Genomic DNA, 16,112 nt, shown 5'->3' with positions numbered 1-16,112 from the left:
CCACGCAACCAAAACCCGCACATCACGTTCTAACCCAAGGCAAATCGGGGGGAAGCATGGCGCAAAGCGAGGTAGAGCCGCACGATATCAGCGCCGCGGAATGGCGACAGATCGTCGACAGCGCCATCGACACCGCCATCATCACCACCGACATACGGGGCAGGATCACCAGCTGGAGCGAAGGCGCCCGGCGGATCCTCGGCTGGAGCAGCGAAGAGATGTTGGGGCAGACGCTCGAGCGGCTGTTTCCGGACGGGACCGGCGCCGCCGCCATCGAAACCGAAAAGGCGGAGGCGCTCAGCTCGGGGCGCGGCGGCGGCGATGAAGGCTGGCGGATGCGCAAGGACGGCACCCGCTTCTGGGCGACCGGGGAGCTTACGCCGATCCGCGCTCAGGACGGGAGCGCGACCGGCTTCACCAAGGTGCTGCGCGATCGATCGAGCCAGCGCGCCGCCGAGGAAGCCGCGCGCGAGGAACGCAGAGCGCTGGAGCTCCTCAATCGCGCCGGCTCGGCCCTCGCCGCCGAAACCGATCTGCACGCTTTGGTCCAGATCGTGACCGACGCCGGCGTCGAGCTCACCGGCGCTGAATTCGGCGCCTTCTTCTACAATGTCCTGAACGACAGCGGCGAGAGCTATATGCTCTACACGCTCTCCGGCGCGCCCACGGAAGCCTTTTCCAAATTCCCGATGCCGCGCAACACCGCGGTCTTCGCGCCGACCTTCAGCGGAGAGGGCATCGTTCGCTCGGACGACATCACAAAGGACCCCCGCTACGGCCACAACGCACCGCACAGCGGCATGCCCGAAGGTCATTTGCCGGTGCGCAGCTATCTCGCCATCCCGGTCATGTCCCGGGACAACCAGGTCCTTGGCGGCCTGTTCTTCGGTCATGCCGAGCCGGGTATCTTTACCGAACAATCAGAACGAGGGCTTACCGGTCTTGCCGCCGAGGCGGCTGTCGCCATCGACAATGCGCGGCTGTTCCAGGCGCTGGAGTCGCAACTCGCCCAGCGCCGCCAGGCCGAAGAGGAACTGGCCGGGAGCGAGGACCGGCTCCGCCTCGCCATCGAAGCCGCCGATATCGGCACCTGGGATTTCGAACCCGAAACAGGCAGCCTGCACTGGGACAGGCGGAGCAAGGCGCTGTTCGGCCTCGGGCCCGATGCCGAGGAAAGTTATGACGGCACCTTCCTCGCCGGCCTGCACCCGGAAGACCGCGACAGGATACACGCGGCGGTCCAGGCAGCACTCGAACCCGGCGGCAGTGGCACCTACAATGTCCAGTACCGCACGATCGGGATTGAAGACGGCGTGGAGCGCTGGATCGGCGCCAGGGGCCGTACTGTGTTCCGCGAGGGAAAGGCCGTCCGGTTCATCGGCACCGTCGTTGATCTGACCGCGTGGAAGCAGGCGGAAGCCGCCTTGCGGGCGCTCAACGAAGGGCTCGAAGAGCGCGTGGAGGCTGAAGTCGCGCGTCGCAGCGCGGCCGAGGAAGCGCTGCGCCAGGCCCAGAAGATGGAGGCGGTCGGCCAGCTCACCGGCGGCATCGCGCATGATTTCAACAATCTGCTGACCGTCGTCACCGGCAATATCGGCATGGCGCAGCGCTCGCTCGCGGCGGCCGACCTCCACGACAGCCGCGCCAACCGCTCGCTCGACAATGCGATGAAGGGCGCCGAACGCGCGGCGTCCCTCACCCAGCGCCTGCTCGCATTTTCGCGGCGCCAACCCCTCGCGCCAAAGCCGCTCGACGTCGACAAGCTCGCGGCGGGCATGTCGGATCTGCTGCAGCGGGCGCTGGGCGAAACGGTGCGCCTCGAGATCGTCACTGCGCCCGGCCTGTGGCGGGTCGAAGCCGATCCGAACCAGCTCGAAAGCGCGATCCTCAATCTCGCCGTGAACGCCCGCGACGCAATGCCGGACGGCGGCCACCTCACCATCGAAACCGCGAACTCGCGCCTCGACGAGGGCTATGCCGCCACCCAGGCCGAGGTGCCGCCGGGGCAATATGTGATGATCGCGGTTACGGACACGGGTTCGGGCATGCCGAAGGCAGTCACCGAGCGGGCGTTCGAGCCCTTCTACACCACCAAGGACGTCGGCAAGGGCAGCGGGCTCGGGCTTTCGATGGTCTATGGTTTCGTCAAGCAATCCGGCGGCCATGTGAAGATCTATTCGGAGGAAGATCGCGGCACGACGATCAAGATCTACCTGCCGCGCCTGCTGCGCGAGCCCACCGAGGACGAGGAACCGGCGACCCTGACGCCCGGCTTCGAGAAGAGCGCCAGGCGCGAAACCATCCTGGTCGTCGAGGATGACGACGATGTCCGCACCTATAGCGTCGAATGCCTTCGCGAGCTCGGCTACCGCGTGCTCGAAGCGCATGACGGCCCCTCGGCGCTCCGCCTGCTCGAGCGCCAGGAAGGGCCGATCGACCTGCTCTTCACCGATGTGGTGATGCCGGGCATGACCGGGAGCGAACTCGCCGAAACAGCCCGTATGCTTCAGCCCGATCTGCGCGTGCTCTACACCTCCGGCTACACCCGCAACGCCATCGTGCATGGCGGCCGGCTCGACCCCGGTGTCGAAGTGATCGTCAAGCCCTTCACCTACGAAGCGCTTGCCCGCAAGATCCGCGACATGCTCGATTCAGGCCGGACCCGCAGCGTCCTGATCGTCGAGGCGGAGCCCGCCGTGCGGATGCTCGCGGCGGAGGTGCTGCAGCGCCTCGGCCTGCGCGCCGAGGAAGCCGCCACCGGCACCGAAGCCCTTGGCAAGGTCCGCGCGGCGCAGGGAGGATATGATGCGGTGATCCTCGACGACCAGCTTCAGGACTTCACCGGCGAGGCGCTCGCCCGCGAACTCAGGGCGCTGCACGACCAGCTCGCGGTGGTGATCACCGCCCGCGAACAGGCCGAAGCCCTGCAGCGACGCTTCGCCAGCGACCGCTGCACCATCATCATCCCCCGCCCCTATGCCGGCGCCCAACTTCAGCAAGCGCTGGAGCGGCTGGCCATCGAATGCAGCCCGGGAGCGGAACGGGACGTGCGCGTGCACGATTGAAACAACCGGGCTGGACAAGCCAAATTGCCGCCAGTTCCGAGGCATCGCTTCCTTTTTCGCCGGCGCGGGCACATCTGCACGTCAGGGCGCGCCGGAAATGCCCGGAAAAGCTCCCTCGCGATCGGAGCATTGTCACATGAACCCTTTCCAGTTGTTCGCGTGCGCGATCGGAAAGCACGCGCGTGATCGCCACAAGGTAACGAATGACGGATCTGATTTTCGAAGCGTGTGCACAGGCTGCGGCAAGGAAATGATCCGTGGATTTCACGGCTGGGGCCTTACGTCGCCCGAGCCGAAGGACGGGTGACGGCAAGCATCGCGTTTGGGCGTGTCGCCCCTAAACAAGGTTCGCCTTGTAGAGCTTGGTCAACTCGCTCCAGGCCCGTTCAGCCGCCTCCTGATTATAGACCTGGCTGCCGGGCACGCACCAACCGTGATCCCCGGGATAGACCTCAACCGTCGCCGGCCGCCCAGCCGCGGCAAAGGCTGCCTTCAGCACGTCCTTCGCGCTAGGGTCCTTCGCGTCGTCATTCTTCGCGATGCAGACGAGGAAAGCCGCCTTTGTCTTCGGGATCAGCAGATGCGGGCTGTTGGGCGCATTGTTGGCCGCGACAAGCCCGCCGCCATGGAAGCTGCCGACCGCGCCGATGCGGCCCGGCACGGCCGCCGCGGTGCGGAACGAGAGGGGCCCGCCCATGCAATAGCCCTGCACGCCCACCTTCTTGCGCTTCGCGGTCTGCGGCTGGGCATCGAGAAAGCCGACATAGGCAACCGCGTCCTTGTCGACGCCTTCATCCGTCATCGCGGCGCGGTAGCCGAACAGCTTCTGCGTCGCCTCCTTGTTGCTGAAGTCGATCGGGCCGTCGACCACCGGCGCCTTTTTGCTGCGGTAAAAGGGGTTGGGCACCAGCACGACATAGCCCTGCGCGGCGAGGCGCCGGCCCATCTCGCGGAACACCGGACGCAGCCCCATGATGTCGGGCCACATCAGCACCGCCGGCCAGCTTCCCTTGCCCGCCGGGTAGAACAGGGCCGCGTCCGCCGATCCGTCTCCGGTTGCGATCGTTACGTCCTTCTCGACGACACTTTTCTCCGCCGCGTTCGCCATGCCGGCCATGCCGACAGCCGCGACACCCGTCACCACGAATGCCCGCCGCGACAGGTTCCAGTCTTCGATCAGGCCGGGATGGATATCATTGTCGCACATACCGTCTCTCCTGCTTCGCCCGGCGGCCATGACGCCCCGGCATGCCGTGTTGCAGACGTAACAGGCGCGGCAAAGTGTGCCAAGATTGCCGCGCGCGCTCGGGCAGGATCGCCACGCCGCCTTTACCCTCGCCTTGTCGCGATATTTCGCTTAGATTCCAGCGATGACAACCGACGCCAAATCGGACCTGAGACGCCGGTTCGAGGCGGCATTCTACCCCTCCTTCAGGCACCAGTGGGAATCGGAGCGGGCGCGTTGGGATTGGGTAGATCTGGAACCGTCGATAGATGCTCTGGCGGGGCCGCTCTACAGCATCGTGGAAACCGGCGGTTGCGCTTATGTGTACCCGCGCGACGACGGATATTTCACCGGCGTCGATGAGCCTGACACTCTGCGTGAGCGGCTGCGGCATTGGCACGAGAAATTGGTTGAAGCCATAGACCGCTTCGTTCCCACTTCGCCGGCTGAAGCCGCCGATCTCGCCTCGATGCGACACTTCGTCGCCGAGATCTGGGCTTTTACCGAGGAAGCCTGCGATATCGAACATGCTCGCTGGGCGGCAGCCAAGGGCTGAAGGTCGCCCCCTGCCCTTGGCGCTGATCAGCCCTTTCATGCCTGAAGCCCGTATCGGGCGAGTTCCTCGCAGACCCGGGTCTCGACGCGCTCGGCGAAGCGGATCGCCTCTTCGGCTTCCTTTTCGGCCATGATCTTGGCGTAGCGCTCCTCCGCTTTGCGGAACTGCTCGACGATGGTCGGATCTTTCGGGGGCGTGGGAGGCACAGGCGGCCGGCGCGTGGCGAGCCATTGCTTGGCGGCGCCGACATCGGCGGGGACATGGACGGTGATCGGCACGATCACCGGCTCCTTCGCGCCGCTGGGGTGGAAGATCTTCACATCGGAATACTCATAACCACAGGCGCGCTCGTACAGCGCGCGCTCGACGCGATCGTCGGCGAATTCCTTGCCGGCGGTGAGCGCCTCGGCGAATGCGTCATACTCGGCGCGCCATCTGTAGAAGGTGCGCACGCAAACGCCGAGGATATCGGCGATCTCGCGATCAGTGGCACCGTTGCGGCACAGCTTGCGCGCCTGCTCGGCATATTCGGGGCGATAGGTGGTGGGGCGTCCTGCGGTCATGAGGACTGGGTAGCCCGGGTCGCGGTGGGGTTGAATCAACGTGCCGGCGCGCGCGGGTTTGGGGAGCTGTGGTGGGTTGGTTGTGACATAATTCGGGGGCGGATGCGGTGCGCGATGTCGGGTTTTACGAGCGGAAATGGGTGGAAATGGGCGCTTGAGGCGGGTGAATTATGTCATGCCTATCCCGGGGGTGGAGTGGTGGACGGGATGGTGGAGAGGGAGTGTGGCGCGCGGTTTGAATCGCGGGTGGCTGTTGGGAATGTCAGACGGACGCTGACCTTTTTTCCAAGGGCGTGGAGCGCTGGAGTGTATCAACTAAGATATTGAATATAAAGTATTTATTATCAGAATGTTGCTTGCTGCAACTTTGACATGCGAAGCGATCCCTACTGTCGCGCGATCATCGGGGCGTTTTGCATCAAGGCGTTTTGGCACCCGTGGTCACGTAATCCAGATCAACACCGACTCCGGCTTCTCCTGTGGAACCACGCCATGATGGCCTTTGCTGTGTTGTGGTCCAGTATTTTCGGCGTACGCCGGCGATCGCAGCTGCTCCAGCCTCTCAAGCAAGCGAATGAGGTTGGAAGCGATGATTGACTGACTTTCACCGCGATGTGTCCGCTTCGTTACGGATGCAGCATTTCCGCGCGGAGCCTGCTAGCGTGCGCGACGAAGGTATCGAGCCCGCGCTCTTCTCGGTCCCCTGCCCGCACCAACAATCAGGCACCCAGAAGGTATTCGATGATGACACGCTCCGGCTCCGTACCCGTCGTTTTGATTGTCGAAGACGAGTTGGTCCTGCGGATGCGCGCTGTGGATGTGGTCGAAGATGCGGGGTTCGTGTCGATCGAAGCCGTTGGCGCCGACGAGGCAATGCAGATCCTCGAATCGCGTGACGATATAGCCTTGTTGTTCACCGATATTCAGATGCCGGGGAGCATGGACGGGCTGAAACTCGCGCACGCGGTGCACGCGCGCTGGCCGCACATCAAAATCATTCTGGTCTCGGGCAAGGTCGCGGTGACGGATGCCGACAAACCCGCCGATAGCCGGTTTTTCCCGAAACCGTTCGAGATCCAGCAGATGGTCCTCGAACTCCAGAAAATGGTCGGCAAGGGCGTGCTGAAAGTGATGCCCTCCGTAATCGCCGCGGACGATTCGCTGACCAACGAGAACAAGGAGCTCCGGCTGCAACTTCAGCAAGCCGGACTCGAGGCCAAGGCCCTGCTTCTCAAGACAGTGCTCGATACGGAGAAGCAGCAGCTGATCATCGACGAGAATCAGCCGTACAAGGATGCGCTCACCACCGAGAATGACAGCCTGAAACTGGCGCTCGAGCAGGCCGGGATCGACGCCAAAGCGCTGCTCGTGCAATCCGGAATCGACGCCGAGGAACGCGAGGCTGCCGACAGACTGCAGCACCTGATCCATGCGGAACTGCACCACCGGATCAAGAACATGCTGGCCACCGTGGGGGCGATTACCCATCAGAGTCTCCGCACCGCGACGAGCATGGAGCATGCGAGCCTGGCGATCGATGGCCGTTTTGCAGCACTTGGGCGAGTCCATGATCTGCTGACCCGGGTGAGCTGGGACAATGCGACGATCGAGAGCACGATCCGCGACGCGATCGACCCCTTTGACCAGGGCGGCGGCCGTTTCGTGATCGCCGGGGAGGATATTCGGATCACGTCGAGCTCGGTGATCGCGCTTGCCATGACCCTGAACGAGCTTTGCACGAACGCGACCAAGTTCGGAGCGCTCTCCGTGCCAAAGGGCCAGGTGCGCATCGCCTGGCGCGCTGCGGGAGAGCGGCTCCATTTCGAATGGGCCGAGACGGGGGGCCCGCTCGTGATTGAGCCGACGCGCAGGAGCTTCGGGACGCGCATGATAACGTCGCTGGGCCAGCAACTGAAAGGCGCGGCCGAGCTCGAATATAACCCCGGCGGATTTATTTATCGCATGGAGGTGCCGCTCGATGCCGTGACCGTAAAGGCGGACAATCACGAAGCCCAAGCATAGGTTGGAACGGCCGTGATTTGCCGGGGCCAATGTCAGTAGACGTCGAAGTCCCAACCCGTTGCGGTCAGGCATAGTTCGGCTGCTGCGAGATTGGCATCGCCTCCCTGTTCCATGCCCCGCTCTTCCTGCTACTCTCCGTGCATGCTCAGCATTTTAGCCAATCGTACCTATCGCAATCTTCCTGGCCCAGATCATCGCGCTGATCGGGACTGGGCTGGCGACTGTCGCGCTGGGCTGCTCGCTTATGACATGGAGAGCCTGACCAGCCCCAGATCGGCTGTTACGGTGACGTCATCGTAATAACCGACTTAGACTGCCGTTCGCATTCAGCTGGCGCCGTTCAGGCCGCGATCGCCAGGACCGGGTCTGAATCGTGTTTCAAGGCCGGCCGTTCGCGTTGCTTGATGCTTTCCAGATAGGTGAAAATGCTGACGACCGGATTACCGTCGTCGGAATATTGCCTGCGTGTCTGTTTCAGCTGGCCGCCGCAGATCAAGGCATCGAGCGCCTCGCGTCCACGTGCGACCCGGCTCTTTATCGTACCGATCGCAACGCCTAATATGGCGGACGTTTCCTCATAGGAGATGCCGCCCGCACCGACGAGAATCAGCGCCTCGCGCTGGGCTACCGGGAGCTGCTGCAGGGCGCGTAGCATGTCGCGTAATTCAATCGTCTTTTCCTGCCCTGCCGGTGCCGCAAGAACACGGTCGGCTACTACATCATCCCACTCGCCGACGAATTTCCGGCGCCGCATCTGCGAGTAATATTTGTTTCGCAGGATCGTGAAGATCCACCCTCTGAAATTTGTCCCGGCTTGAAAACCCGCCCGCGCCGCCCACGCTTTGAGCATGGCTTCCTGCACGAGATCGTCGGCAAGATCGACGCTGCCGGACAAGCCGCGGGCAAAAGCCCGCAATTGCGGTATCGCGCGCATCATCATGGCCTTGAATTCGGTATCTGATGTGGTTTCAGGCTGCGGTTCGGCCAGTGGCTCAATGTTCATTTTTATTTCCTCAGCAAGAACTCAACCCTTAACTCTTACGCTAGCGTAACAGTTCCGTAGCCCCCCGCATTCGGTTGTGGCTGCTCGATCAATGCCAAATCGAAATTTGGATGCGGCTCGTAGATGTGTTCCGTGTTGATTGGGCTCGCCGGAGCAGCCCGCCCTTGTTTTTATCGCGCCACCACCGCGCTTTTCTCCGGGCGGTGGTGGGGGTTACGGTGACACGGGGTTACGGTGACACGTGCAAAAACCCCTTTTCGCTCGTGCATCATATCCCGAATTGAGGGGTTTTTGCACGTGTCACCGTAACTCTGTTATACCGGAAACGATCGGTTCGGCGATCAGATCATCTATACGCGTAGTGGCAGGCTCGTCCGTATTTCCATGGACATGAGCTATTATATGAAGCGCCGTATCAGGTTTTTACCAGAATGGAATCGGCGGGAATCTTCGTGCGTTCCCGATCAGAGCGTCGCTCCAGTTGCGGCCATCTCCAACTCATGAGAGAATAGCGGGATGCTGCCTCTGCTTCTGCTACTCATTTTCGTACCGGCGCTGATTGCTTGGTCGCCGGTCTTTGCGTTCGCCTATTGGAAGCGCTCTGTTGACAGCAGCGTGCGGCGCTATGTCTGGATTTGGGCGTGGGTGAGTGCCAGCCTCGGGACCGTCGTGGTCCTTGCGGTGATGGGTGCCGCTGGTGCCTTTGATGAGTTGCTGAGCTCGGTATAGCTGGCAGTGACAACGACCGCAGCTGGTGGGAAACGGGCACCGATGCCGTCCTTTCGCTGCAGCTCAAAAGGCCGACTTTGCGTCGCGATTCAGAGAGCCTAGGGTGCAGCGATGAAATTGATCGGTGCAGACGTTTGCAGGGACGGAGGATCGCTTTCTGCGACCTTCGAGCGCAGCGATGGCTCGCTTCTCTCAATCTTGCTTAAGGTTACACGCATTCCCGAGGGCGGAAAGGCGAGACGCTTTCGTCACCTGCACGTCGGCTCAAACATACAAAACGGCTGCGATCCAAACACGATCATTGCAAAAGGCAGTTCTGAGGAAGAGTCCTTTCTTTGCGAGTTAGACAACTGGATAGAAGCCCAGCACGTTTCAATCTCGCGCATTCGCCAGTGGATTCATCTTCTGGAGCTTCGGTACATGCTTGAAACGCGGGAGTTCTAGATTCCCGGGTTACGGAGACTCCACTTAATTGCCCAGTGACCGATGCGGTACGCGACCGGGTCGAGGTGGCTAGGGCGATCTGAATTGAGGAGTTTTTCCACGTGTCATCGGGACAGCAGCCGAACCGCATCCGGCCAGGTCATCGACCCGAAATCCATTTTGGCTCCGCTTCGCGATTGCCCGCCTGATAATCCAGCCACGCCCGGCTCCAGAGAACACTGTTTTCAAACGGGTCGTCACTGAAGTGTTCTGGCCGGCTGTCCGTCCACTCCATCAGATAGAAGATTGCGCGGCACGCCAGCACCTCGCTCCGCCGCCCGTCCAGGCCGATCGGACACCAGCCATGCTCGCCAGGCGCTGTCGCCCATGAAACCCCCTGCGAGAAGCAGGACAGGGCCCGGAAACGCGGCTCGATCACCGTTTCTCCCTTGCCATTCTGAAGGCCCCAAAGGTCCGCTCTCTGAAAGAAGCGCAATCCGCCGTCACAGGTCAGGGCCCGCTTCGGGTCGACCCGCTCGCTGGCCGGCTTCCCAACCCGCTCGCCGGCGGCATTGATCCAATAGGCGCCTTCGCCTTCGCCTACTGCGAACGTGCCGTTGAGATCGACCCGGAGCCTGGCGAAATGCGGCTCGACAGTGAATTTGCCGGCGAGGTCGATAATCCCCCACATGCCGCCGACCCGAACGGCTAGCGGACCTTCGCGAAAGGCCGAGATATCCTCAAAGCCACTTTTCCCGCCAAGAACAGAACCGTCCTGCAGAATGAAGAACCACTTCCCATCCCGTTTGACCGGGAATGGGCCTGGGCAGTAGCGCCCATCGAAAAACCCGTCGTCGAACCGGCCGACCGGCGTTCCATTGGGCCTGCGGAATTCGATCCCGCCGCCGCGCCGGAGGATACTCAGCCCACCGGGGCATTCGGCCAGCGGCGCCCCCTCGAGCTGGTCCGGCATTAGACGTCCATTCGCCTCTATGCTGTACCAGGTTTTGCCGAGCCGTCCGCGTGGGAGGTGGCCATCCTCTGCGGCCTCGATGGCGTCGAAATAGCGGTTGGCGAGAAGCCTGCCGTCGGCGCGCACAAATCCCTTCCTGCTCACATCGGCGATGCCACTGGAATTGTAGGGCGCCCTTTCGCTGGCATAGCCATATCCTCCGCGCCAATAACTCAGATAGGCGAATTTGAGCGGCACCACGAGCTTGCCGTCGCGATCGACAGCACCCCAGCGAACGGCCTCCCGGCCTTGCTGTGGAGGCAGGGAATAATCCGGCATCGAGTGAACGACCGCATGCGTTTCCATCAACCGCTGGACATGATTGTAGCGGGGCGACACCTGCCATGTCCCGTCGGACCTGAGCAGGCCCCATTCATCGTCGCCATGTTCGTTTCGCTTTCCAGCCCAGATCAGACCGCGCTCGGGCGTGTCGAAGATGTCGAACTTGAGATCCTGAGCGGTCAGCCAGCCCTTGCGAAGATGATAGAGGCCGGCGGCGTTCGGGCTCAGAAAATACAGACCATTGGAAAGTCGCTCAAGACGAACCTCCGAAACGGCTGCCGTCGGTCCGCCCCGGCGCAATGGCTCAGCGACAAAAGTCTCATTGGCAAAGGGGATGATCCGCTCGAACTGCATGGGGACGACCAGGCGCCCGGATCGATCGATGATGCCTGAGGCGTTCTCAAGCCGGACTTCCGCATAGCCGCCCGCAAAAGGGCCCGCGGCCTGGAAGCGGGAGGCGATGACGGTCTTTCCGGTCGGATCGATATAGCCATAAAGCCCGTTGATCCGGACGGCCGCGAGCCCTTCGCTGAACCGCCCCGCAATCTCGAACGTCCTGGGAATGCGCTCCGCCTGGCTGTCCTCGTCGACATAGCCGCAAAGCTGAAACGGGCCTCCGCAGTGGGGGATGGGGTCCTTGCCCTTGTCGGCGGCGTGCAAGGCGCCGGCGGAAGCCGCCAGCAGGAAGGAAATCAGCAGCCAGAAGCGCATCATAGGTCTGCCTCGCAGGTTGCACCGTCAACACGGGGGTAATGGCCCCCGGTGTCGAAACCGACAATGTCGGATCGTCTAAGTTACGGTGGCACGTGCAAAAACCAATCAATTCAATATGTTATGCGATGGAGAAAGGGGTTTTTGCACGCGTCACCTTAACAGATCGAGCGTTGTGTATGCCAATGCGCCCAATGGCATTTATCCCGACTATCGAGCTTTCAGCCGACCACCCATTGCGGGCGATGGTTCGGTAATCACCGTTCCGCGGTCTTCAGACCACGCTTATATCGTTATGCTGACACCCTGGATCGCTTTGCCCACGAACGCGAGAACTATTATGCATCGTGAAACCTGATACGTGCATGCTCACTGCAAAATCCTACAACAAAGTCCATAGTATCTCGGATGGCATCATCAGCTTCATCCTCATCTGGCAGTGTCAGAGCCTCCAGCGCCGCATATAGTTCTGACAGGACGAATTCTTTGTCCGCTCCTTGGTCAGCCAAGGTTGTGATTTCGGCACATAGCGGGATGTAGCTCTTGGTTTCTCTTGCGATGGCCAAAAACAAATCGCGTGGTCGAGTGCCCACGGAGAATCTCCTGCTGTCTCGTTGAAAAGGCTATCACAGAAAGTGAGTGGCCGCGACTGTGGCACAGCGCGCAGCGCCCACCATGATCGTCCCCAACTGGGCCCMGTTCCGGGTTGAACATGCCCCGCATGTTCAAGGATCGTCCGGAGGACGATCCGGCCCGAGAACTCTTCGCTGGGGAAGGAAGGAGGAGCTTGGCGCCAACTCCACCATGGATCGATTCTACGCAGCCAGCCCTAAACCAGCGCCACGTCCGCCTCGACGCCGTCCATCACCTGCGCCAGCGCCCGCACCAGCTCGCCCTGGCGGAATGGCTTGGCCAGGCGCGGGATGTCGCCGGTGTCCGCCTCGGTCACGTCCGCAAAGCCGGAGATCAGCAGTACCGGCAGCCCGGGCACGATCAGCCGCGCCTCGGCGGCGAGGTCCATGCCGGTCATGCCGGGCATCAGATAGTCGCTCACCAGCGCATCATAATGCCCCGCGCGCAGCAGCCGCAGCGCCTGGGCGCCGGAGCCGGCCTGGATGATCTCATGCCCCATCTCGGACAGCATCTCGGCGGTGCCGTGCCGGACCAGCTCCTCGTCATCGACCAGCAGGATGGTGAGCGGGCGCATTTCGGCGATCACGTCGTCGCGGTGCGCCGCCATCTTTTCGGCGGGCAGTTCGGCGACCGGCAGCCATAGCTCGGCGGTGGTGCCCTCCCCCAGCGCCGATCTGAGCGTCAGCGCGCCGCCCGATTGCGCGGCGAGGCCGTGCACCATCGACAGGCCGAGCCCGGTGCCCTTGCCCACGCCCTTGGTCGAGTAGAAGGGTTCGACACAGCGGCGCAGCGTGTCCTCGTCCATGCCGGTGCCGGTGTCAGTGATGCGCAGCACGATATAGTGGCCTTTAGCGAGCGGCGCGGTGTTGTGCGCGGTTGTGTGCTCCTCGATCTCCTCGGCCGAAACCGCGATCGACAGCCGTCCGCCATCGGGCATTGCGTCGCGCGCATTGACCGAGAGGTTGAGCAGCGCGAGCTCGAGCTGGTTGGGATCGACCATCGCGGCGGGCAGATCCTCGGACATATCGAGCACGATATCGATCTGCGGCCCGATCGTGCGGCGGATGAAATCGAGCATGCCGCCGATCACCAGCACGGTATCGATCGGGCGGGCCTCGAGCACCTGGCGGCGGGCGAAAGCGAGCAGCCGCGAGACCAGGGTCTTGGCGCGCTCMGCCGCTTCGAGCGCGCTGCCGAGCAGCCGCTGCGATCGCTCATCGTCATGCACGCGCCGCAGCATGTCGAGATTGCCAATCACGGGGGTGAGCAGGTTGTTGAAATCATGCGCCACGCCGCCGGTGAGCTGGCCGAGCGTCTCGAGCTTCTGTGCCTCGTGGAGCTGCGCCGACACAGCCTCGCGGTCGGCCGCGCTCTGCTCGACGCGCTTTTCGAGATCGGCCGCGAATTTGAGCAGGGCCGCCTCGGCATCGCGCCGGTCAGTGATGTCGTGCGACACGCCGACCAGGCGCAGCGGCTTGCCGTCGGCACCTCGCTCCATCCGCCCGCGGGTCTCGATCCAGTGGACCGATCCGTCGGGCCAGATGCAGCGATATTCGCCGTGATAATCCTCGCCCGTCTCGATCGACCGTTCGAGCAGCCGGTTGCGGTTTTCGAGATCGTCGGGGTGGATGGTCGCGACCAGCGTCTCATAATCCGCCGGATCGCCTGGGCCGCGGCCGAAATGCGCAAGGCATTCAGTCGAGGCCTGGAACCTGCGCGTCTCGATGTCGAACACCCAGGATCCGAGATCGCCCGCCGACATCGCCAGCCGCAGCTGCTCCTGGCCCTCGCGGATCGTCTCGAGCCGGGCCCGCGCCTCATATTGCCGCAACCGCGCGCGGAGGGCCGCGCGCGCCAGGCTGATCAGCGTGGTCGGGTGGAATGGCCGTTCGAGAAAGGTGACGTTGCCGAGCACTTCGAGCAGCCGCACCGCGCTCGGATTGCGCTCGAGCCCGCCGCCGCGCTCGGTCAATACGATGAACGGGAAATCGGACCATTCGGCCTGCTCGGCGATGAAGGCCGCGATCTCGCGCAGATCGGTGCTGCGCAGCGATTCCTCGGTGATGACCGCGAAGCCGGCGCCGGAGCGCAGCTGCCGCACCAGCCCCGGCAGATCGGGCGCGACCTCGGCCGCGAGCCCCGCCTCGCGCAGCATCGCCTGCGCCACCGGTGCGTCGCGCCCGCGCGGGGCGAGGATCAGCGCCTCTTTTGAATTGGTGCGGTTCAACGGACCATCACGCCTGTTCCATGTCGAGCAGGCCCTCAGCGCCCGCCCCATCGCCTACCCCATCGCTCACCAACGACGGCACACCGCGCAACACGCCCTGGAATTTGGTCAACGGCTCGCCCAGCGTGATGCCGTTGCTGCCGATCATGAACTCGCGGATCGTGTCCTCGTGAGCGCCGGTGCGTTTCTTGACGACCGATATCGCCCGCCGCACCCGGCCACGCGCCTCGAAATAGCGCAACAGGATGACGGTATCGGCAAGATAGGTGACATCGACCGGCGACTTCATATCGCCGACCAGCCCGTGCTGCGCCACCGTGAGGAAGGTCATTGCGCCCTGGCGGTTCAGATATTGCAGCAGCTCGTGCATGTGCAGGATCAGCGCCTGCTCCTCGGGCATCGCCGCCTGGAAGCCGTTGAGGCTGTCGATCACCACCGTCCGTGCGCCATGCTTCTCGACACAGCCGCGCACCCGCTCCGAGAATTCGCCGGGCGTCAGTTCGGCCGCATCGATCTGCTCGATCACCAGGCCGTTGCTGTCGACCATCTCCTGCAGATCGACGCCAAGCCCCCTGGCCCGCTCGAACAACAGGCCGAGTTCCTCGTCGAACACGAACATCGCAGCCGTCTCGCCGCGCCGGACCGCTGCCTGGACGAAGCTCAACACCAGCAAGGATTTGCCGGTGCCCGACGGCCCGAGGACCAGCGTGCTCGCGCCCCGCTCGAAGCCGCCGCCGATCAGCGCGTTGAGCGACGCGTTCTCGATTGCGACGGTCTCGCGCTTGAAGCCGCCGCGATGCTCGGCCGAGACGAGGCGCGGGAAGACGCGCACGCCGCCGGTATCGATCACCATGTCATGATAGCCGCCGCGATAGCGCCGCCCGCGATATTTGAGCACCCGCATGCGCCGCCGCTCGGCACCGTAATTGGGCGAGAGCTCCTCGAGGCGCAGCACCGCGTGGGCCACGCTGTGCACGGTCTTGTCGCCGACATCGGCGGTGAGATCGTCGAGCATCAGCACGGTTGCGTCGTGCCGCGAGAAATAATGCTTGAGCGCCAGGATCTGGCGGCGATAGCGGAGCGAGCTCTGCGCGAGCAGGCGGATCTCGGACAGGCTGTCGAGCACCACGCGCGAGGGCTTGATCTGTTCGAACGTCTCGAAGATGCGCTTCGTCGTCTCGCCCAGTTCGAGGTCCGAGGAATAGAGCAGGCTCTGCTGTTGCTCGTCGTCGAGCAGGCTCTCGGGCGGGACAAGCTCGAACACCTCGAGATTGTCGCTGAAGGTCCAGCCGTGAGAGGCCGCACCGTCGAGCAGTTCGTCCTCGGTCTCCGAAAGGGTGATGTAGAGCACTTTCTCGCCCGCCTCGGCTCCTGCCATGAGGAACTGGGTGGCGATCGTCGTCTTGCCGGTGCCGGGGCTGCCCTCCAGCAGGAACAACCTGCCGCGCGCGAGGCCACCTGCGAGGATTTCATCAAGACCGGATACGCCGGTTGCACAATTCGCCATTCAACCTCCGCATGCCCCCAAACGGTCGGTAGCGCGCCCGACCGTGTTGTAATTGAGGTATGTTAATGCGGAACTCGGCAAAAAGTTTCGGCAACGTTATGGACGGGTTGACTGACGGCGGGTCGCAAACTTGCCGAGCGGCCGATCTCCACGG

Annotated in this window: 12 protein-coding genes; 5 read left to right on the top strand and 7 right to left on the bottom strand. The window is 63.1% G+C overall.

What is annotated here, in order from left to right:
- Positions 1-56: 56 nt before the first annotated feature.
- On the top strand, positions 57-3,065 hold the full coding sequence (locus AC1DVS_RS08210) for a response regulator (protein ID WP_478021931.1): 3,009 nt from the start codon (positions 57-59) through the stop codon (positions 3,063-3,065).
- Between the two features lie 337 nt (positions 3,066-3,402).
- Here the strand turns inward: AC1DVS_RS08210 and AC1DVS_RS08205 are convergent, their stop codons facing one another.
- A complete protein-coding gene (locus AC1DVS_RS08205) occupies positions 3,403-4,272 on the bottom strand; it encodes a dienelactone hydrolase family protein (RefSeq protein WP_478021929.1) in 870 nt (289 codons plus the stop codon).
- Positions 4,273-4,435: 163 nt separating this feature from the next.
- Between AC1DVS_RS08205 and AC1DVS_RS08200 the strand changes: the two genes are divergently transcribed.
- Entirely contained in the window at positions 4,436-4,846 is a 411-nt protein-coding gene (locus AC1DVS_RS08200; RefSeq protein ID WP_478021928.1) for a hypothetical protein, read from the top strand.
- 35 nt (positions 4,847-4,881) lie between these two features.
- Here AC1DVS_RS08200 and AC1DVS_RS08195 read toward each other — a convergent pair whose 3' ends face one another.
- Positions 4,882-5,409 carry a helix-turn-helix domain-containing protein gene (locus AC1DVS_RS08195; RefSeq protein WP_478021927.1) on the bottom strand — a complete coding sequence of 176 codons (528 nt, stop codon included), beginning with the start codon at positions 5,407-5,409 and terminating at the stop codon, positions 4,882-4,884.
- Positions 5,410-6,150: 741 nt separating this feature from the next.
- Here AC1DVS_RS08195 and AC1DVS_RS08190 point away from each other — a divergent pair.
- Positions 6,151-7,431: an HWE histidine kinase domain-containing protein gene (locus tag AC1DVS_RS08190; RefSeq protein ID WP_478021925.1), complete on the top strand. Its 1,281-nt coding sequence runs from the start codon at positions 6,151-6,153 to the stop codon at positions 7,429-7,431.
- Positions 7,432-7,771: 340 nt separating this feature from the next.
- On the opposite strand, the gene AC1DVS_RS08185 is transcribed toward AC1DVS_RS08190, so the two are convergent.
- Positions 7,772-8,434 (bottom strand): sigma-70 family RNA polymerase sigma factor, encoded by a 663-nt coding sequence (locus AC1DVS_RS08185; RefSeq protein WP_478021924.1) that lies wholly within the window; start codon positions 8,432-8,434, stop codon positions 7,772-7,774.
- Positions 8,435-8,950: 516 nt separating this feature from the next.
- Here AC1DVS_RS08185 and AC1DVS_RS08180 point away from each other — a divergent pair.
- Positions 8,951-9,163 (top strand): hypothetical protein, encoded by a 213-nt coding sequence (locus AC1DVS_RS08180; RefSeq protein ID WP_478021923.1) that lies wholly within the window; start codon positions 8,951-8,953, stop codon positions 9,161-9,163.
- Between the two features lie 111 nt (positions 9,164-9,274).
- Positions 9,275-9,607: a hypothetical protein gene (locus AC1DVS_RS08175; protein WP_478021921.1), complete on the top strand. Its 333-nt coding sequence runs from the start codon at positions 9,275-9,277 to the stop codon at positions 9,605-9,607.
- 139 nt (positions 9,608-9,746) lie between these two features.
- On the opposite strand, the gene AC1DVS_RS08170 is transcribed toward AC1DVS_RS08175, so the two are convergent.
- The 4 genes from AC1DVS_RS08170 to AC1DVS_RS08155 all read right to left on the bottom strand — a co-directional run bounded on the left by AC1DVS_RS08170 (position 9,747) and on the right by AC1DVS_RS08155 (position 15,958).
- Entirely contained in the window at positions 9,747-11,594 is a 1,848-nt protein-coding gene (locus AC1DVS_RS08170; RefSeq protein ID WP_478021920.1) for a WG repeat-containing protein, read from the bottom strand.
- A gap of 335 nt (positions 11,595-11,929) precedes the next feature.
- Positions 11,930-12,184, bottom strand: coding sequence for a hypothetical protein (locus AC1DVS_RS08165; protein WP_478021919.1), 255 nt, complete (start codon positions 12,182-12,184; stop codon positions 11,930-11,932).
- Between the two features lie 236 nt (positions 12,185-12,420).
- Positions 12,421-14,451, bottom strand: coding sequence for an ATP-binding protein (locus tag AC1DVS_RS08160; RefSeq protein ID WP_478021917.1), 2,031 nt, complete (start codon positions 14,449-14,451; stop codon positions 12,421-12,423).
- 7 nt (positions 14,452-14,458) lie between these two features.
- Positions 14,459-15,958, bottom strand: coding sequence for an ATPase domain-containing protein (locus AC1DVS_RS08155; protein ID WP_478021916.1), 1,500 nt, complete (start codon positions 15,956-15,958; stop codon positions 14,459-14,461).
- Positions 15,959-16,112: the final 154 nt, after the last annotated feature.

The organism is Sphingomonas sp. P3_C5, from assembly GCF_056402635.1.
This window is presented reverse-complemented; position numbering and strand designations above follow the sequence as displayed.

Bases quoted from the DNA above. Each gene is read 5' to 3' on its own strand.
- AC1DVS_RS08210 (WP_478021931.1), top strand. From the start codon at position 57: ATGGCGCAAAGCGAGGTAGAGCCGCACGATATCAGCGCCGCGGAATGG.
- AC1DVS_RS08205 (WP_478021929.1), bottom strand. From the start codon at position 4,272: ATGTGCGACAATGATATCCATCCCGGCCTGATCGAAGACTGGAACCTG.
- AC1DVS_RS08200 (WP_478021928.1), top strand. From the start codon at position 4,436: ATGACAACCGACGCCAAATCGGACCTGAGACGCCGGTTCGAGGCGGCA.
- AC1DVS_RS08195 (WP_478021927.1), bottom strand. From the start codon at position 5,409: ATGACCGCAGGACGCCCCACCACCTATCGCCCCGAATATGCCGAGCAG.
- AC1DVS_RS08190 (WP_478021925.1), top strand. From the start codon at position 6,151: ATGATGACACGCTCCGGCTCCGTACCCGTCGTTTTGATTGTCGAAGAC.
- AC1DVS_RS08185 (WP_478021924.1), bottom strand. From the start codon at position 8,434: ATGAACATTGAGCCACTGGCCGAACCGCAGCCTGAAACCACATCAGAT.
- AC1DVS_RS08180 (WP_478021923.1), top strand. From the start codon at position 8,951: ATGCTGCCTCTGCTTCTGCTACTCATTTTCGTACCGGCGCTGATTGCT.
- AC1DVS_RS08175 (WP_478021921.1), top strand. From the start codon at position 9,275: ATGAAATTGATCGGTGCAGACGTTTGCAGGGACGGAGGATCGCTTTCT.
- AC1DVS_RS08170 (WP_478021920.1), bottom strand. From the start codon at position 11,594: ATGATGCGCTTCTGGCTGCTGATTTCCTTCCTGCTGGCGGCTTCCGCC.
- AC1DVS_RS08155 (WP_478021916.1), bottom strand. From the start codon at position 15,958: ATGGCGAATTGTGCAACCGGCGTATCCGGTCTTGATGAAATCCTCGCA.